The sequence below is a fragment of the Streptomyces griseiscabiei genome (assembly GCF_020010925.1).
Taxonomy (GTDB): domain Bacteria; phylum Actinomycetota; class Actinomycetes; order Streptomycetales; family Streptomycetaceae; genus Streptomyces; species Streptomyces griseiscabiei.
Window position 1 is genome coordinate 3964520 of record NZ_JAGJBZ010000001.1, and the last position, 17796, is coordinate 3982315.

Consider the following 17796-nt stretch of genomic DNA (forward strand, 5'->3'; position numbering starts at 1 on the left):
CCACGGCCTCGTCAGCCCTGCCGTCCCCGTCAGCCCTGCCGTCCCCGTCAGCCCTGTCGTCCCCGTCGGCCCCGTCGTTCCGTCGGCCCTGTCTTCACCCGTGTGGGGTTCACGCCACCTCTATGCCGTGGTCCTGGACCAGTTCCTCCAGGCCGCCCCGGTATCCCTTGCCGCCGATGACGAAGTCCCAGTCGCCGTTGGAGCGGCGGCGGAAGGAGCCGAGGGTGAGGGCCGTTTCGCCGGTGCGGCCGTCGGAGACCTCCAGGCGGCCCTGTTCGGCGCGGGACGGGTCGAGGAGGCGGATACCGGCGTCGGTGAAGCCGGAGAGGTCGGCGTCGGGGTTCACGGCCGGGTCGATCGCGGCCACGAGCACGAGGCGGTCGGCCTCCGCCGGGAGGGCGTCGAAGGAGACCCGGATCGCGGCCTTGTCCGGGGTGGTCGGCGGGACGGCGCGGACCGTGCCGTCGGGGGTGTGCAGGTTGTTGTAGAACACGAAGTGGTCGTCGCTGAGGACCCGGTTGCCGTGGCAGACGAGGGCGCAGACGTCCAGGGCGACGCCACCGGTCCAGTACATGCCGAGCACGCTGTAGTCCTCCGGGGCCGCGGCAGGGGCCGTACCCGGTCCCGGTCCGTACGCGGCGTCCGCCGAGGTCCGCTGGGCGGGCATCACCACGGTGGCGTCGGGCGCGGGCATCACCAGCGTGGGGTCGGTCGGGGACGCGGAAGCGGGGGCCCGGTCCTCGCCCGTCCCCAGGCGTCCCCGGAGGCCGTGCCGGTGGAGGAGGTCGACCAGTTCGCGGCCCGAGATCAGTTCCAGCGGTTTGCCGTTGGCGAAGGTGTGGGAACCGGGGCCGAACTTGGACGTCGTCACGAGGACGCCCTTGTTGGCGCCCGCGTCCTGGACCGTGCCGTAGAGGTCGCGGACGGCGGTCGGCGGGACGGTGTTGCGGTAGCGCTTGACCTGGACGACGATCTTGCCGCCCCGGATGGGGGTCGGGTCCAGGGCGTCGACGTCGACCCCGCCGTCGCCGGAGCGCTCGGTGGTGACCGCCTGCATGCCCATGGCCCGGAAGAGTTCCGCGACCAGCGACTCGAAGGCCAGCGGGTCCATCGCCAGCAGGTCGGGCTCGTCCTCGCCGCCGTGGGTGACGACGCCGTTGCCGACGTCGCCGGGCCGGCGGCCGGGACGGACGGGGGTGCGCTGGTCCGGCCGGGCGGACAACTGCCCCCGCAGGCCGTCCGTCAGGCAGTCGACGGCGCTCACCTGCTCCAGGTGCAGGCCCGCGAAGACCGACCGGGGCACCTGGACGGTCACCAGGACGATCTGGGTGCGGCGGCCGGTCGCCGGGTCGTGGTCGTCCACGAACCCGTTCAGGACGACCGACTCCAGCGCGCCGAACTCGTCGGCGGCGAACAGGTCGTGGAGGACGAGAAGGGCGCACTGCGCGAGGACGTCGCGGTAGAGGGCCCGCCGCTGGGTGACCGGGCGCGGGCGCTCCTTGTCCTGGTCGACGCTCGGCATGTAGACGACGCTCTTCGCCTCGGGGACGACGTCGTACCTGGGCAGCTCCCAGTCCAGGACCAGTTGGCGGGCGGCCGAGTCGTAGGCGGCGGAGACACCTCGGGGGAAGCCGTCGGGCCAGGCGGGCGAGGCGTAGAGGGCGGCGGAGAAGTAGTCGACGGCGGCCTCCGGGTCGCCGTCGCGCAGCGCGGTCGCCATCCGGGCGAGCCCGGTGTTGTGCTGCCGGATCTCCGCCCGCTGCCCGTCGGCCCACTGCTCGTACTGCCGCCGGTACTGGGCGAGTTGGTGCTGTCGCTGGGCCTCGGCGGCCTGGGCCGCGTGCCAGTCGTGCTCGAAGCGGGCGCGGGCCTCGGCCTGCGCCTGGGCGCGCCGCTGCGCGGACCAACCCCCTTGCGCCTGGTAGTGGTTGGGGTCCGGCATGGGGACGGGGTGGGCGAGCGGCCCCGGCGAGAACGGCTCCAGGTCCTCGGGGCGGGTGAGGGACGCGGCCCGGAACGCCGGAGCGCGACAACCGGTGACCAGCAGTCCTTCCAGGGCGAGGACCTGGGCGTCCATCTCCTCGGTGCGCCGGCGTGCCTCCGCCTCACGCTGTTGCCGGTACGTCGCCTGCTGCTCCCGCTGGCTGCGCGCGACCTCCCGCTGGTACGCGCGCTGCTGTCGCTCGTACTCGCGCTGCTGCCGGGCCCGCTCCTCCGACTGACGCTGCTGCTGGCGTTGTGCCTCGGCCCAGATGCCGGCCAACCCGTTGGAGCGACGACTCATGCGCTACAGGCCCTCCCACCGGGACCGCGCCGACCGCACGGCGAAGTCCCGCCCCCACAACCAGACGTACACAACCAGAAGTAACCGAACGACTTTATCCCGCGACGGCGCGTACGCCTACCGCTGGTCAGCGGGTGATCGCTTCTGCCGAGGGGGCTTCGATCTCCGTCCGCGGGTCCGGTGGGGCTTCTCGCGCAGTTCCCCGCGCCCCTGAAAAGCAGGGGCTGCGCCCACCGCTTTTCAGGCCCCCGGCCCCACCGTCTCGCCCACCCCTGGCCCCGGCCCCGCCGTCTCGCCCGCCCGCACCCGACGATCGCCGCGCCCCCGCCCCGTAAGGTGGCAGGCGTGTCGTACGTAGGCCCGGACTTCGATCCGCCCCAGCCCCGCCGTTCCGCTCTTCGCCGTCCGGCGGTCGTGGCGGTGGCCGCGGTCGTGGTGGGGGCGGTGGCCGGGTGGGGGGTCTGGCAGGCCGTCGGGGACTCCGGCGGCGGGTCGGGCGGCGCGGCGGGGCCGCGGACCCGGTCGGCGAGCACTCCCCCGGCGACGGATGAGCCGACCCCCTCCGGCGACGCCACCGACAAGAGCGACGACGACGGGAACGGGAAGAAGCCGAGCCCTTCCGGCTCCGCGCCCGCCGCCACCGGCCCCCTCAAGGGCAAGGTCGTCGTGATCGACCCCGGTCACAACCCCGGCAACTTCAAGCACACCACCGAGATCAACCGCAAGGTGAACATCGGGACGAACGCGAAGGAGTGCGACACGACGGGGACGACCACCAACGACGGTTACCTGGAAGCCGAGTTCACGCTCGACGTCGCGCGGCGGATGCGGACGCTCCTCGAACAGGAGGGCGCCACGGTGAAGTTCACCCAGGACGACGACCGCGCCTGGGGTCCGTGCATCGACGAGCGGGCGCGGATCGGCAACGAGGCGAAGGCGGACGCGGTGGTGTCGATCCACGCGGACGGCTCCGGCGCCGGCAACCGCGGCTTCCACGTCATCCTGCCGGGCTCGGTGCACGAGGGCGCGGCCGACACCCGGCCCATCGTCGGCTCCTCCCGCGACCTCGGCGAGCGCGTCGCCGGCTACTTCGTCCGCGCCACCGGCAGCGCCCCCTCCAACTACGTCGGCGGCGGCACCGGCATCGTCACCCGCACCGACCTCGGCGGCCTCAACCTCTCCACCGTCCCCAAGGTGTTCATCGAGTGCGGCAACATGCGCGACGCCAAGGACGCGGCCCAGCTCACCAGCGGAGCCTGGCGCCAGAAAGCGGCCCGGGGAATCTCGGACGGCATCACGAGCTTCCTCGAAAATTGAACAACTCTCCCTTTGCGGAATGCGGGCGGCGGTCTCAATCTGTCAACAGTTCCCGCCGTGTTCATCGTGTGCGGCGGGATACGCGATATCCATGACGGGGCGCCGCTGACCAGCGGTACCCGGCGGAACAGGAAGCACGCGGGGGAACCTCTGAGGGAATCGTGAGTTTTCTGCGCGGGTAGCGGGCGGGTCGTGATCACCGAGGTGATCCCGGCGGACACCCCCATCGGTCGGGCGATATGGTCGTCCCTACGATGAGGGGCCACCCCCGCGCTTCCCACCACTGCCTGACGGCGCCATGGTGACGGCGACGCCTCCACCGATGACGAGACGACTGACGAAGGACCTGAAGTGAATATCCGCTCCCTCACCAGAGGCGACGGCGTCGTGATCGGAGCAGCGGTATTGCTGTTCATCGCGTCGTTCCTCGACACGTTCGACGGCTCCGGCGACGACATCCCCAATGCCTGGGACAACCTCGGCTTGGTGATGAGCGTGTACGTCGGCGGCATCATCGGTGCGGTGCTGATCGTCATCGCCCGAGCGCTGCCGCAGCCACCCAAGGTCGTCGGTCTCGACCTGGGCCAGCTCGGGGTGGCTCTGACGATCTTCGCCGCGTGGACCTCGTTCTGGTCGATCATCGACCCGTTCGGCGCGATGGAGGAGCTCTTCGGCACCTTCGGTGGCTCTGAGCCCGACTCCGGCGCCGGTCTCATCCTCGGTCTGATCGCGGCCCTGCTCCTGGCCGCCGCCGCCATCGCCACCCCCCTCGTCCCCGCTCTCAAGGCCGCCCTGGTCGGTCCCCCGCGTCCGGCCGCGCCGCAGCCGTACGGGGCGCAGCCGCCCGGTGGTTACGGGTACCCGGGCGCCGGTGCGCCGGGTCCGTTCGGTGCGGGTCAGCCGGGGCCGGGGCAGCCCGGGCCGGGGCAGCCGGGTCCGGGGGCGCCGTTCGGTGGTGCTCCGCAGCAGCAGGCGGCGGCGCCGCAGCCGCCGGCCGGGGACTTCTCGCCGTTCTGGTTCGCGGTGCCGGTGGCCCGTCCGCTGTTCGCGGAGGACGGTTCGCAGTCGACGATCGCCGAGCTGGCCCCGGGTACCTGGTACCTCGCGGTCGAGCAGCGCGGCCCCAACCTGGTCGCCCAGACGCAGGACGGCCGCCGTGGCGTGCTGCAGGACACCAGCGGCATCCAGCGCGGCTGATCCACCGCGCGCCGAAGGTCGTACGACGGCCCCTCGCCCTTCCGGGCGGGGGGCCGTTGTCGTACAGTCGCCTCCCGCCCGATTCAGCTGACGGTCCGTCAGGAGGCAGGCGTATGCGGCTCGGTCTGGCACTCGGTTACTGGGGGCGCGGCCCCTCGGCGGACCATGTCCCGCTCGCCCAGGAGGCGGAGCGGCTCGGCTACGACTCGGTGTGGACCGCCGAGTCCTGGGGCTCGGACGCCTTCACCGCGCTCACCTGGATCGCGGCGCGGACGTCGAGGATCAAGCTGGGTACGGCGGTTGCCCAGATGGCCGCCCGGTCCCCCACCACCACCGCGATGCACGCCCTCACCCTGGACCATCTCTCCGGCGGACGCGTCCTCCTCGGTCTCGGGCTCTCCGGGCCGCAGGTCGTCGAGGGCTGGTACGGGCGGCCGTTCCCTAAGTCGCCGCTGACCGCGACCCGGGAGTACGTCGACGTCGTACGCCAGGTCCTCAGGCGTGAGGGACCCGTCGAGCTGGCCGGGGACTTCCATCCGCTCCCGTACGACGGCCCGGACGGCACCGGCGTCGGCAAGGCGCTGAAGTCCATCACCCACCCCGTCCGCCCCGATCTGCCGATCCTGCTCGGCGCGGAGGGGCCGAAGAACATCGCGCAGACGGCCCGGATCGCGGACGGCTGGCTGCCGCTGTACTGGTCGCCCGAGCGGGCCGAGGTGTACGAGGCCTCGCTGACCGGGATGCCCGAGGGGTTCCTCGTGGCGCCGATGGCCCGGGCTAAGGTCTGCGACGACGTCGCCGAGGGGCTGCTGCCCGTGAAGGCCATGCTGGGCTTCTACATCGGCGGGATGGGGCACGCCAAGCGCAACTTCCACGCCGATCTCATGGCCCGCATGGGGTACGAGGAGGAGGCCCGGCACATCCAGCGGCTCTTCCTCGACGGGCGCCGCGAGGAGGCCGTGCTCGCCGTGCCGGACGCCTTCGCCGACGAGATCTCGCTGGTCGGGCCGCGTGAACGGATCGCGGAGCGGCTGGAGTCGTGGCGGAAGGGACCGGTGACCGACCTGCTGGTCCTGGCTCCCGATCCGCACACCCTGCGGGTGCTGGCGGACCTCAACTCCTAGGCGGACGCGCGGCGCGGAGCAGTGCGGACACGCGGGGCGAGGTTTCAGCGGGGGCCGACGGGCAACCCGTCAAGCATGTCTCGATATAGCGGCTCCAACCAGGCCGGCCGGGTCATCGCGATCGTCGCCGACATCATGGCGTTCATCCTCGGCCTGTGGATCCTGATGTACCTGCTGGACGCCAACAGCACGAACGACTTCGTGCAGTTCGTCCATGACGCGGCCCGCTGGCTCGCCGGCTGGTCGCACGACCTGTTCACCTTCGACGAACAGTGGGCTCGGGTGGTGGCCGGGTATGGCCTGGCGGCCGTCGTCTACCTGTTCGTGGGGCACGCCATCGCCAACCGGATGCAGCGGCATTGAGCGTGTGCGGGTCCGGTGGGGGCCGGCGGCCGACAACGCACCCGCACCCGCACCCCGCTCAACAGCACTCCGCGTCCAGCCCCCGCGGCAGGCGCTCCCCGCCGAACACCGCGCAGGTCGCCTCGTCGCCCCCGAGCGCGGCCACGGCCAGCAGCAGCGACCCCGCGGTCCAGGACGTCAGCTCCTCGGGCCAGACGGCGCGGTCCTCGAAGACGTAACCCGTCCAGTACAGGCCGGAGTCGGGGTCGCGGAGGTGCTGGATGGACTGGAGGATGTCCAGGGCACGGTCGGACTCGCCCATCGCCCAGAGGGCCAGGGCGAGTTCGGCGGACTCCCCGCCGGTCACCCACGGGTTGGGGACGACACAGCGGACTCCGAGGCCGGGCACGACGAAACGGTCCCAGCCCTCCTCCACACGGGACTTGGCCTCGCTGTCGGTGAGGGCGCCGCCGAGCACCGGGTAGTACCAGTCCATCGAGTAACGGTCCTTGTCGAGGAACCGCTCGGGGTGCCGGCGTATCGCGTGCCGCAGCGCGCCGAGGGCCAACTCCCAGTCCGGCTGCGGCTCTTCCCGCTGCTCGGCGATGGCGAGGGCGCAGCGCAGCGCGTGGTGGACGGAGGAACTCCCGGTCAGCAGGGCGTCGTTCACCGCCGTGCCGTCGTCCTCGCGCTTCCAGCCGATCTGGCCGCCGGGCTGCTGGAGCCGCAGGACGTACTCGATCGCCGCGTACACGGCGGGCCACATGCGGTCGAGGAAGGTGTCGTCGCCGGTGGCCAGGTAGTGGTGCCAGACCCCGACGGCGATGTACGCGACGAAGTTGGTCTCGCGGCCCCGGTCGCTGACGTCGTCGGCGTCCCCGTCGGCGTACGCGGCGTACCAGGAGCCGTCCTCGTTCTGGTGGCGGCGCAGCCACTCGTAGGCCCGTTCGGCGGCCTCGTGCTCACCGGCCGCGTCCAGGGCCATGGCCGCCTCGGTGTGGTCCCACGGGTCGAGGTGGTGCCCGCGGAACCAGGGGATGGCACCGTCCGCGCGCTGCACCCCGAGGACGCCCCGCACGGTGGCGGCGGCCTCCTCGGCGGTGAGGACCCCGGGCAGGACCAGGTGTTCTGTCCGGGGGGTCGTCACTTGGCGTCCGCCGAGGCAGCGGCGGCAGAAGCGGTGGTAGTGGTGGCGGCAGTGGCGACGGGCAGGTGCGGCTTGGTCGCGTAGGCCACGAAGCTCTTGCCGATCAGCGGGTTCAGCGCCTCCTCGGCGACCCGGGTGGCCAGCGGCTTCTTCATGATGTCCCAGACCAGCAGCTTGTGATACGCCCGCACCGGCAGCGCCTTGTCGTTGTCGACGCCGAACGCGCACTTCAGCCACCAGTACGGCGAGTGCAGGGCGTGCGCGTGATGGGTGCCGTACGGCTTCAGCCCGGCCTCGCGGATCTTGGCCAGGAGTTCGTCCGCCTTGTAGATGCGGATGTGGCCGCCCTCGACCTCGTGGTAGGCGTCGGAGAGCGCCCAGCAGACCTTCTCGGGGCCGTAGCGCGGGACGGTGACGGCGATACGGCCGCCGGGCTTCAGCACCCGGACCATCTCGGCGAGCACCCCCTTGTCGTCGGGGATGTGCTCCATCACCTCGGAGATGATGACGACGTCGAAGGACTCGTCGGGGAAGGGCAGCGCGAGGGCGTCGCCCTCCATGGCGGTGGCGGTGGCGCCCTCGGGGGCCTCGCCCGCCTCCTTCATCGCCGCGAACCACTTGGCGACCTCGCGGATCTCCTCGGCGTTCTGGTCGAGGGCCACGACCTGGGCGCCGCGCCGGTAGCACTCGAAGGCGTGTCGGCCCGCTCCACAGCCGAGATCCAGGACACGGTCCCCCGGGGCGAGCGGGAACCGGGAGAAATCGACGGTCAGCACGTGGCCCTGCTTTCGAGATGGTTGCTGGTGGAGGCCGTAGAGGTGGGTGTGGTGGTGCCGGCGCGGGCGACGGCCTCGCGGTAGTGGGCGACCGTGCCCTCGGCGGCGCGGGCCCAGGTGAACCGCTGGAGCACCCGCTCGCGTCCCGCGCGGCCGAGCCGCCGCCGCAGTTCGGGGTCGCCGAGGAGCCGGCCGAGCGCGGCGGCCAGGGCTCCCGCGTCGCCCGGGGGCACCGCGAGGCAGGTCTCGCCGTCGGGTCCGGCGACCTCCGGGACGGCTCCGCCGGTGGTGGCGACCAGCGGCGTACCGGTGGCCATGGCCTCGGCGGCGGGCAGCGAGAACCCCTCGTACAGCGAGGGCACACAGGCGGCCTCGGCCGAGCGGACCAGGTCGACCAGTTCGGCGTCGGAGATGCCCTTGACGAACTCGACGGCGCCTTCGAGGCCGTACCGCTCGATCGCCTGGGCGACCGGGCCCTCGGCGGGCCGCTTGCCGACGACGACGAGGTGGGCGGCGGTGTGCTCGGCGCGCACCTTGGCGAGCGCCTCGACGAGGTGGACGAGTCCCTTGAGGGGGACGTCCGCGCTGGAGGTGGTGACGATCCGGCCCGGTACGCGGGGCACGGCCGGATCCGGCGAGAAGAGGTCGGTGTCGGCGCCTATGTGCACGACGTGCATCCGGTCGTCGCGTACGCCGAGGTGGTCGACGATCTCCTGGCGGGAGGTGCCGGAGACGGTGAGCACGGACGGCAGCCGGCGCGCGACGCGCTTCTGCATCCGGGTGAAGGCGTACCAGCGGCGCACGGACATCCGCCGCTGCCACCCCTCGGCCGCGTCCAGCTCCAACTGCCGGTCGACGGTGATGGGGTGGTGGATGGTGGTGACGAGGGGGGCGCCCACATCGCCCAACAGGCCGTAGCCGAGTGTCTGGTTGTCGTGGACGACGTCGAACTCGCCGCGCCGGGCGCGCAGATGGCGGCGGGCGCGCAGCGAGAAGGTCAGCGGTTCGGGAAACCCGCCGGTCCACATCGTCGCCACTTCGAGGGCGTCGATCCAGTCGCGGTACTCGTCGCGCTTCGGGGTGCGGAAGGGGTCGGGCTGCCGGTAGAGGTCGAGGCTGGGCAGTTCGGTGAGGGATATCCGGCCCGGGCCGTCCTCGGGAACGGCGTCGTCGTCGAGGACGGGGTAGGGCTGGGAGCCGATCACCTCGACCCGGTGGCCGAGGCGGGCCAGCTCGCGCGAGAGGTGCCGTACGTAGACGCCCTGGCCCCCGCAGAACGGGTTCCCTTTATAGGTGAGGAGCGCGATGGTGAGCGGTCGCCCGCCGTCCGCGGCGAGGTCACGTCGGGACCCCGCCTGACTGGCCTCAGCGGTCACTCCTGGCCCCCTTCTCACTGCGATTTCCCGTGAGATTACGACGAGACGGTAATCTAGAACAAGTTTCAGAGTTGATCGTTCAAGAGGCTCTGAATCTACCGGCTGGTAGAACCGCTGTGAGAGGCGGATCGGGTGATTCACGCCACGGCAGACGCCACGGCGGACGCCCTGGCATGCTATTTGATCGCATACCCTCACCGACCGTCACGACTGCACGGAACGAGACCCATGCCTGCGGAAGCCAAGGTGGAGACCAAGCTGGAGGCCAAGGTGGAGGCCAAGCCCGAGGCCGGCACCGCGCGGCCGGAGTCCCCGCCCCTCACGGAGCGGCAGGAGGCCCGCCGGCGCCGCATCCTGCACACGAGTGCCCAGTTGGCCAGCCGCGGCGGTTTCGACGCCGTGCAGATGCGCGAGGTCGCCGAGTCCTCCCAGGTCGCCCTGGGGACGCTCTACCGCTACTTCCCCTCCAAGATCCATCTGCTGGTCGCCACCATGCAGGCCCAGCTGGAGCACATGCACGGCACGCTCCGCAAGAAGCCCCCGACCGGCGAGACGGCCGCCGAGCGCGTCGCCGAGACCCTGATGCGCGCCTTCCGCGCCCTGCAGCGCGAACCGCATCTCGCCGACGCCATGGTCCGCGCGCTCACCTTCGCCGACCGCAGCGTCAGCCCCGAGGTCGACCAGGTCTCCCACCAGACCACCGCGATCATCCTCGACGCGATGGGGCTGGAGAACCCGACCGCGGAGCAGCTCTCGGCGGTCCGCGTCATCGAACACACCTGGCACTCGGCCCTGATCACCTGGCTCTCCGGCCGCGCCTCGATCGCCCAGGTGAAGATCGACATCGAGACGGTCTGCCGCCTGATCGACCTGACGGCGCCGGAGCGCCCGAAGCGGTAGGGCAGCAGGGCTGTCGGGCAGGGGGCGCACGAAAAGACCTACGAGACGGGTTCCCTGCGCCGGGTACCGCTCGACCGGTGCAGGTGCCGAGGGTCACCGTCCGGCCCTGTCCTGCGACCTTCCGGCCTCTCAGCCCGACCGTCGACGTCGGCACCGGCGACACTCGTTCTCTCGCCGCTGTCGGCTACTCCGGTCGACTCCCTCACTCGTCTCGTAGGCTGATTTCCACGATAGAACGCCCATACGGGAACACAACCCCCAAACGGGATTTTTTACCCTCGGCCCGTCCTCAGCCCATGATCTCCAGGCCGCTCCAGCTCCGCCCGATCGCCTTCTCCGCCGCCCATCGGCCGAGGAGTGCGCGGGCCTCGCCCTCCGGGGCCGCCAGGCAGACGCGCTGGGCGCCGGTGGGAGGCGTGTGGGGCTCCTTGTGGAGGGTGCCCTCGCTGCAGCAGGCGCAGTGCAGGGTGACGCCGCTCGCGGGTTCCGCGCCGAAGTCGTGGTCGGCGAAGAGGGTGAGCAGGGCCTCCAGGTCGGCGGGGTCGCCGGCCGCGACCGTCACCTGGAGCGTGGGCAGGTCGGACGGTTCGAAGAGGAGGAGTTCGTCGAAGACGGGGTAGGCCGTGCCGTCGACGACACGTTCGCCGTTGGGCTGCCCGTCGTGCAGGACGATCTCGCCGTAGCGGCGGCCACCGGTCACGGGGACGTTCCGCACGCGTCCGCGCGTCGGGCAGAGCCGGTCGATCCACACCACCTCGCGGGCGCCGCCGGTGTCCAGACGCACGCAGGCCTGCCCGAAGCGGCCGTCGATCTCGCCCTCGCCGTCCGGGAGCGCGATGCCGAAGCCGGCCCACGCGTCGCGGGCGACGGCCCAGTCGCGGCGGATCGTGGCCGCGATCCCGAGGTTCCAGAACGCCGGGTCGCCCTCGCCGCGCGGAGCGCGGGCGGCGGCCTGGACGCCCAGTTCGTACGCCTTGTCCCAGTCGCGCAGGAACTTGTGGGCGAGCGCGGCGTCGTACCACCACGCCGCGCTCGCCTTCTCGTCCGGGAAGTGCGCGAGCACCCGCTCGTAGAGGCCGGCGGCGCGCTGCCACTCCTCGGCGTCCCAGGCCGCGTACGCCTGCTCGATCAGTTCCTCGGCCTCGGACTTCCGCACGTTCCCCGCCCCGACTTCCCGCTCGTTCCCGGTCGCCCATGTGCCGCCGGTGTGCCGCGCATGTGCCGACCGCAGAGCGTAGGCGCCTACTCCTCCGGCGGGAACACCGGCTCCCCGCTCCCCAGCAGGGCGATCGAGATCGCCTCCACCGGGCAGCCCTCCGCCGCCTTCAGGACGCGTTCGCCCGCGTCGGGGTCGGGGTCGACGGGGTGGGACTGCATGGCGGAGTCGAGGCGGAAGGAGTCCGGGGCGAGGTGGGTGCACTGGGCGGAGCCGATACAGAGGGCGCGGTCGACCTCCACGTGCCAGCGATCGCCCATGGCTACGCCTCCCCTGCCTCCCCGGCGGCGGCCGGGGGCTCGTATCCGGCCGGGAGGTGGATCATCTTGTGCTCCAGGTACTCGCCATAGCCCTCGGGGCCGAACTCGCGTCCCAGGCCGGAGTTCTTGTAGCCGCCGAAGGGGCCGAGCATGTCGAGGCTGAAGGTGTTGACGGAGTAGGTGCCGGTGCGGACCCGGCGGGCGACGTCGATGCCGCGTTCGTCGTCGGCGGTCCACACGCTGCCGCTGAGGCCGTAGTCGGAGTCGTCGGCGATGCGTACGGCCTCGTCCTCGTCGCCGTACGGGAGGAGGCAGATCACCGGGCCGAAGATCTCCTCGCGGGCGATGCGCATGGAGTTGTCGACGTCGCCGAAGAGGGTCGGTTCGACGTACCAGCCGCGTTCCAGACCGGCCGGACGGCCGCCGCCGGTGAGGATCTTGGCGCCCTCCTCCTGGCCGATGCGGATGTAGTCGAGGCTGCGGCGCTGCTGGCGGGCGGCGACCAGGGGGCCGAGTTCGGTGGCCGGGTCGAGGGGGTCGCCGATCTTCAGCGCGGAGGCGTAGGCCGCGAAGGCCTCGGCGAACTCGTCGTAGCGCGAGCGCGGGACGAGGATGCGGGTCTGGGCCACGCACGCCTGGCCGTTGATCATCCAGGCGAAGGGGGCGATGCCGGCCACGGCGGTCGCCGCGTCCGCGTCCGCGAGGATCACGGCGGCCGACTTGCCGCCCAACTCCAGGGTGACGCGGGTGAGATGGCGGGCGGCGACCTCCATGACGCGCTTGCCGGCGGCGACCGAGCCGGTGAAGGAGACCTTGTCGACGTCCGGGTGGCCGACCAGGTACTCGCTGACCTCACGGTCGGCGGGGAGGATCGACAGCACCCCCTCGGGCAGGCCCGCCTCGGCCGCTATCTCCGCCAACAGGTAGGCGTCCAGAGGGGTTTCGGGCGACACCTTCAGGATGGCCGGGCAGCCGGCGAGGAGGGCGGGAGCGAGTTTGGCGGCGGCGGTGAACTGCGGGACGTTCCAGGGGACGACCGCCGCGACCACCCCGACCGGCTCGCGCCGCACCAGGATCTTCCCGAGGACACCGTCCCGCCGCTCCTCGTACGTGAATCCGCGCGCCGTCGTGATCGCCGCGTCCCACACCATCATCGAGGCGAGCGCCTGCACCATCACGCTGGAGGTGACCGGGGTGCCGTTCTCGGAGCTGATGATCCTGGCGAACTCCTCGTACCGCAGGGCGAAGGCGTCCTTGATCCGGGCGACGACCTCGATCCGTTCGTCGAGGGTCATGCGCGGCCAGGGGCCGTGGTCGAAGGCGCGCCGGGCGGCGGCCACGGCCCGGTCGACGTCCTCGCGCGAGGCGTGCGGGACGCGGCCGATGACCTCCTCCGAGTGCGGCGAGACCACCTCGATGACGTCCGTGCCCAGGGGGTCGGTCAACTCCCCGCCGATGAACAGCTGTCCGTGTTCCACGAGTTCGGTCATGGCCGCTGCCTCCCGGAGCCACTTCTCTGACATACCGTCAGTTCTGAATAGGGAACTGATACCAGTTCCAGAGAAAGGAGTCCATGTCGTCGGCCGGTTCACGGGCGCGCCTCGCCCTCCCGTACGCCATCCCCGGTGGAACTCGTTCTAGTTATAGTGACTTCATGACACAGGTGACCGATCACGGCGGCGGCGTACGGTCCATCGAGGTCCCCATCCCGGACAACCCCCTCGGCCACACCCTCGTGTACGTCGTCGACACCGACCGCGGTCCGGTCCTCGTCGACACCGGCTGGGACGACCCGGCGTCCTGGGACAGGCTCGCGGCGGGTCTGACGGCGTGCGGTACGTCGGTCGCGGAGGTCCACGGGGTCGTGATCACCCACCACCACCCCGACCACCACGGTCTGTCGGGGGCGGTGCGGGAGGCGTCCGGGGCGTGGATCGCGATGCACGCGGCGGACACGGCGATCGTCCGGCGCACGCGGGGGACGGGACCCGACCGCTGGTACTCCTACATGACGGACAAGCTCACGGCGGCGGGCGCGCCCGAGGAACACCTCGCGCCGCTGCGGGCCCCGCGCCGTCCCCGCGCCACCCTGCCCGGGTTCTCCCCCGCGCTCCCCGACCGCGAGATCGTCCCCGGCGAACTCCTCGACCTCCCCGGCCGCCGCGTCCGCGCGATCTGGACGCCGGGGCACACACCTGGGCACGTCTGCCTCCACCTGGAGGAGGCGCACCCGGCCCGACTCGCGGGCCGTGGGCGGCTGTTCTCCGGTGACCATCTCCTCCCCGAGATCAGCCCGCACATCGGCCTCTACGAGGACCCGGACGACGACACGGTCACCGATCCCCTCGGCGACTATCTCGACTCCCTGGAACGCGTCGGGCGTCTCGGCGCGGCGGAGATCCTCCCCGCCCACCAGTACGCGTTCACCGCATCGGCCGCGCGCGTACGGGAGTTGCTGGCGCATCACGAGGCCCGCCTCACCGGTCTGCTCGCCCTCCTCGCCGCTCCCCTCACTCCCTGGCAGCTGGCCGAGCGCATGGAGTGGAACCGGCCCTGGTCCGACATCCCCTTCTCCTCCCGCAACATCGCCGTCTCCGAGGCGGAGGCGCATCTGCGGCGCCTGGTGAAGCTGGGGCGGGCGGAGGCGGTGGCGGGGAGTGATCCGGTGGTGTATGTGGCGGTGTGAGGGGTCAGTTGCGGCGGTGGAGTGCGCGGATCAACTCCTCTGCGGCCCCGATCAGTTCGACCTCGCGCGCGCTCATCGTCGGCATGGCCGCCCGGCGCCGCCCCGCCTCGGCGAGACCGGAGTCCGTCAGGGCGGACAGGCCGTCGGACTGGTGGGCGAGGAGGGAGGCGAGAGTGGCGTGGGCCAGGGACGCGCGGGAGTCGGCGGCGTCCACGGCCACTTGCGCGAGGATCATCGCGGAGATACCCCAGTCCAGACCGGGCGGCCCCTCCTCGGCGTTGCTCCAGTCGATGACCTGCGGGCCGCGGGGCGTGACGATGACGTTCTCGGGATGCAGGTCGAGGTGGAGCACGCGAGAGGCGGGCGCGTGGCCGCGGGGCGGGAGGGCGTGCAGGGCGTGCAGAAGGTGGGCCAGGACGGCGCCGGCCCGGGCCGGGTCGAGCAGGCCCTCGCCGAAGGCCTCCAGCATGGTCGGGCCCGACAGCCGCTCCAGCACCATCTCCGTGCGCGTCGCGGAGCGGACGCGCGGGACCGGGTACCCGTGCCCCCGTACGTACTCCATGACCTCGGCCTCGGCGACGGCGTCACCCCAGCCGTCCCGGTAGCGCCGCAGCACCCAGGCCCCGGCCGCGTCGAGGGGCGCGGCGGGCGCGGTTCGTCTGTCGGCTGCGTCACTGCGGGCGGGGGCGGCGGGAGCACCGGCTTCGGGGGCCGGGGGGAGGTCGTCACGGCCGTGCGGGACGGACTCCGTTTCCGTGGCGTGGAGTTCGTACACGTCGGCCGTGCGGCCCGAGCCGAGGAGTCTTCCCGTGCGCATGGCCCGAACCTATCCCGGCGCGCGGACGGCCCTCAGCCCTTTGCTACCGACAGGTAGAGTGACCGGGTCGTCATCACACCCGTACAGGGGGAAGCCGGTGCAAATCCGGCGCTGACCCGCAACCGTGAACCGGCCCCGCGAGGGGACGGTGAGCCGGACCGCCCGGTACGGATTCGTGACCGGCTCGCGTACTCCGGCGGCCCGCCGGGGTACGGCACCGTCGAGGAATACGGAGCCGAGCCGCCCGGCGCTCCGCCGTGCGCCCGGCTCCCCGTCAGGGAGAGGCAACCGCCGATCATGAATGTCCGCCGCAGCGCCGCGGTAGTCGCCGTACTCATCGTCGCAGCCGGGCTCGGGACGGGACTCGGGACCGGTTTCGCACCGGCCGCCCTCGCCGACGACGGCTCCCCCGCACCCTCCGCCTCGCCGTCGCAGGCGATACCCACGGGCCTGTACGGCTCCAACGACCCCACGTACGACGGCGTCTGGCGGCAGTCCCTCGCGCTGCTCGCCCTGGACACCGTGGGCGAGAAGCCCGGGGCCGGGGCCGTGGAGTGGCTGGTCGGGCAGCAGTGCGCGAGCGGGGCGTTCGCGGCGTACCGGGCGGACGCCACCGCGAAGTGCGACGCGAAGACGGCCCTCGACACCAACAGCACGGCCGCCGCGGTGCAGGCGCTCGCCGCGGTGGGCGGGCGGGGCGCCGAGGCCGGGCGGGCCGTGCGGTGGCTGAAGGAGAACCAGAACGACGACGGCGGCTGGGGCTACAGCGCCGGAGGCCCCAGCGACGCGAACTCGACGTCCGTCGTGATCGGCGCGCTGACCGCCGTCGGCGACGCACCCGAGAAGCAGGAGAAGTCCGGCGAGTCGCCCTACGACGCTCTCCGCGCCCTCGCCGTCCCCTGCGGCGGCGACAGTGAGAAGAACGGCGGGGGCTTCGCCTATCAGCCCGACAAGAAGGGCGGGCTCGCGGCGAACGCGGACGCCACGGCCGCCGCCGTGCTCGGCGTCCTGGGCGAGGGCTTCGTGGCCGAGGCGGGCGACGGGGAGGGTTCCGCCGGGAAGTGCGCCGCGGGCGACTCCCCGGCGGACCTGGCCCACAACGGTGCCGTCCACCTGGCCGGTGACCTCACCGCCGACGGCTATCTGAAGTCCTCCCTCGCGGGTGCGGAGGACCAGCCCGACCACGGCAACACCGCCGACGCGGTCGTCGCGCTCGCCGCCGCCGGGGACGAGGACGCGACCAGGAAGCCGCTCTCCTGGCTGGAGAAGAACCACGGGGTGTGGGCGGCCAAGGCCGGGCCCGCCGCGTACGCGCAGCTCCTCTTCGCCGTGCACGCCACCGGCGGCGACCCGCGCGACTTCGGCGGCACCGACCTCGTGGCCCAGCTCAAGGACACCGGTCCGGCGCGCGATGTGGACGACTACTCGTCCGTGCCCGTCGACGAGGAGGCGTACTACGACGGTGGGACCGACGACGGCACATGGTGGAAGATCGGGCTCGCGGGCGTCCTCGCCGCGATCGTCGCGGTCGTCGCCGGGTTCGTGCTGGCGAAGGCCCGCAGGAAGCGGCGGGAAGGGTGACCAGTCGGCAGAGCGGCGCCGTGTCGCGGTCGCGGTCGCGTGGCGTCGTGCTCCTGCTGAGCGGCGTCCTCCTCACGCTGGGGCTGGGCGGCGTGGGGCAGGGGCAGGCCCATGCCGCCGCGTACCGCTACTGGTCGTTCTGGGAGCGGAACGGTTCGGCCTGGGCGTACGCCACGCAGGGGCCGTCGACCGCGCGACCCGTCGACGGGGAGGTGCAGGGGTTCCGGTTCGCGGTCAGCCGGGACTCCGGGGACGCGGTACGGCCGCGCGGGGTCGCCGACTTCGCCGCGATCTGCGGGAACACGGGCGCGCGGGCCGGGCAGAAGCGGGTCGCGCTGGTCGTCGACTTCGGCACGGCGGCGGACGCACCGGCCGGGGAGACTCCTCCGGCGGCGCGTACGGCGTGCGCGCGCGTGCCGGACGACGCGACCTCGGCCGAGGCGCTGGCGGCGGTCGCGAAGCCGCTGCGGTACGACACGAGCGCGATGCTCTGCGCGATCGCCGGATATCCGAGGGCGGGGTGCGGGGAGGCGGTGGGTTCCGACGAACACGCCGACACCGACACCGACGGCACGGACGTCCCCGAAAGCCCTGCCACCTCTGCTGCCTCCGATGCCTCCGGCGCCTCCGGCGCCTCCGGCAAGGGCGACGGACCCGCCGTCGGGCTGTTCGTGGGTGTGGGAGTCGTCGCCGCGCTCGGGGCCGCCGCGGTGTGGCAGGCGCGGCGGCGCCGGGGGTAGGGGCCGATGCGGTGGTTCACAGGGCGCCCGGAG

General features: G+C 72.4%; 16 protein-coding genes and 1 riboswitch. Of the genes, 8 read left to right on the plus strand and 8 right to left on the minus strand.

Going from position 1 to position 17796, the window contains the following annotated elements; genetic code table 11:
* Nucleotides 1–109: 109 nt before the first annotated feature.
* Nucleotides 110–2284: a restriction endonuclease gene (locus J8M51_RS17305; RefSeq protein ID WP_179203254.1), complete on the minus strand. Its 2175-nt coding sequence runs from the start codon at nt 2282–2284 to the stop codon at nt 110–112.
* A gap of 345 nt (nt 2285–2629) precedes the next feature.
* Between J8M51_RS17305 and J8M51_RS17310 the strand changes: the two genes are divergently transcribed.
* From J8M51_RS17310 to J8M51_RS17325, 4 genes are all read left to right on the plus strand, one after another.
* Nucleotides 2630–3601 carry an N-acetylmuramoyl-L-alanine amidase gene (locus tag J8M51_RS17310; protein ID WP_267299264.1) on the plus strand — a complete coding sequence of 324 codons (972 nt, stop codon included), beginning with the start codon at nt 2630–2632 and terminating at the stop codon, nt 3599–3601.
* A 351-nt stretch (nt 3602–3952) separates the two neighbouring features.
* Entirely contained in the window at nt 3953–4798 is an 846-nt protein-coding gene (locus J8M51_RS17315) for a DUF5336 domain-containing protein (protein ID WP_179202921.1), read from the plus strand.
* 113 nt (nt 4799–4911) lie between these two features.
* Nucleotides 4912–5922, plus strand: coding sequence for an LLM class F420-dependent oxidoreductase (locus J8M51_RS17320; protein WP_086753264.1), 1011 nt, complete (start codon nt 4912–4914; stop codon nt 5920–5922).
* A gap of 75 nt (nt 5923–5997) precedes the next feature.
* A complete protein-coding gene (locus tag J8M51_RS17325) occupies nt 5998–6285 on the plus strand; it encodes a hypothetical protein (RefSeq protein WP_086753266.1) in 288 nt (95 codons plus the stop codon).
* A gap of 58 nt (nt 6286–6343) precedes the next feature.
* On the opposite strand, the gene J8M51_RS17330 is transcribed toward J8M51_RS17325, so the two are convergent.
* Genes J8M51_RS17330 through J8M51_RS17340 form a run of 3 tightly spaced genes read right to left on the minus strand, consistent with a single transcriptional unit; the run spans nt 6344 to nt 9563 of the window.
* On the minus strand, nt 6344–7411 hold the full coding sequence (locus J8M51_RS17330) for a prenyltransferase/squalene oxidase repeat-containing protein (RefSeq protein ID WP_086753268.1): 1068 nt from the start codon (nt 7409–7411) through the stop codon (nt 6344–6346).
* The gene (locus tag J8M51_RS17335) at nt 7408–8187 is read right to left on the minus strand and encodes a class I SAM-dependent methyltransferase (protein WP_086753270.1); all 780 of its coding nucleotides are present in this window, start codon (nt 8185–8187) and stop codon (nt 7408–7410) included. Before J8M51_RS17335 ends, J8M51_RS17330 begins: the two co-directional genes overlap by 4 nt.
* Nucleotides 8181–9563, minus strand: a complete 1383-nt coding sequence (locus tag J8M51_RS17340; protein ID WP_086753272.1) for a glycosyltransferase family 4 protein — start codon at nt 9561–9563, stop codon at nt 8181–8183. The genes J8M51_RS17335 and J8M51_RS17340 overlap by 7 nt, the downstream gene beginning before the upstream one ends.
* Nucleotides 9564–9791: 228 nt before the next feature.
* Here J8M51_RS17340 and J8M51_RS17345 point away from each other — a divergent pair, with 228 nt between their 5' ends.
* Complete coding sequence (locus J8M51_RS17345) at nt 9792–10463, plus strand: TetR family transcriptional regulator (protein ID WP_086753274.1); 672 nt, start codon at nt 9792–9794, stop codon at nt 10461–10463.
* 289 nt (nt 10464–10752) lie between these two features.
* On the opposite strand, the gene J8M51_RS17350 is transcribed toward J8M51_RS17345, so the two are convergent.
* The 3 genes from J8M51_RS17350 to J8M51_RS17360 all read right to left on the minus strand — a co-directional run bounded on the left by J8M51_RS17350 (nt 10753) and on the right by J8M51_RS17360 (nt 13429).
* Nucleotides 10753–11619 (minus strand): tetratricopeptide repeat protein, encoded by an 867-nt coding sequence (locus J8M51_RS17350; protein WP_086753276.1) that lies wholly within the window; start codon nt 11617–11619, stop codon nt 10753–10755.
* 86 nt (nt 11620–11705) lie between these two features.
* Nucleotides 11706–11939, minus strand: coding sequence for a ferredoxin (locus J8M51_RS17355; protein WP_086753279.1), 234 nt, complete (start codon nt 11937–11939; stop codon nt 11706–11708).
* A 2-nt stretch (nt 11940–11941) separates the two neighbouring features.
* Nucleotides 11942–13429, minus strand: a complete 1488-nt coding sequence (locus J8M51_RS17360; RefSeq protein ID WP_086753281.1) for an aldehyde dehydrogenase — start codon at nt 13427–13429, stop codon at nt 11942–11944.
* Nucleotides 13430–13593: 164 nt separating this feature from the next.
* Here J8M51_RS17360 and J8M51_RS17365 point away from each other — a divergent pair, with 164 nt between their 5' ends.
* Nucleotides 13594–14625 (plus strand): MBL fold metallo-hydrolase, encoded by a 1032-nt coding sequence (locus J8M51_RS17365; protein WP_086753283.1) that lies wholly within the window; start codon nt 13594–13596, stop codon nt 14623–14625.
* Nucleotides 14626–14629: 4 nt separating this feature from the next.
* Here J8M51_RS17365 and J8M51_RS17370 read toward each other — a convergent pair whose 3' ends face one another.
* A complete protein-coding gene (locus J8M51_RS17370) occupies nt 14630–15442 on the minus strand; it encodes a phosphotransferase (RefSeq protein ID WP_267299265.1) in 813 nt (270 codons plus the stop codon).
* A gap of 47 nt (nt 15443–15489) precedes the next feature.
* Nucleotides 15490–15622: riboswitch (cobalamin riboswitch) on the plus strand.
* Nucleotides 15623–15739: 117 nt separating this feature from the next.
* Here J8M51_RS17370 and J8M51_RS17375 point away from each other — a divergent pair.
* Nucleotides 15740–17023, plus strand: coding sequence for a prenyltransferase/squalene oxidase repeat-containing protein (locus J8M51_RS17375; RefSeq protein WP_267299266.1), 1284 nt, complete (start codon nt 15740–15742; stop codon nt 17021–17023).
* Nucleotides 17024–17070: 47 nt separating this feature from the next.
* The gene (locus J8M51_RS17380; protein WP_256966374.1) at nt 17071–17763 is read left to right on the plus strand and encodes an SCO2322 family protein; all 693 of its coding nucleotides are present in this window, start codon (nt 17071–17073) and stop codon (nt 17761–17763) included.
* Nucleotides 17764–17796: the final 33 nt, after the last annotated feature.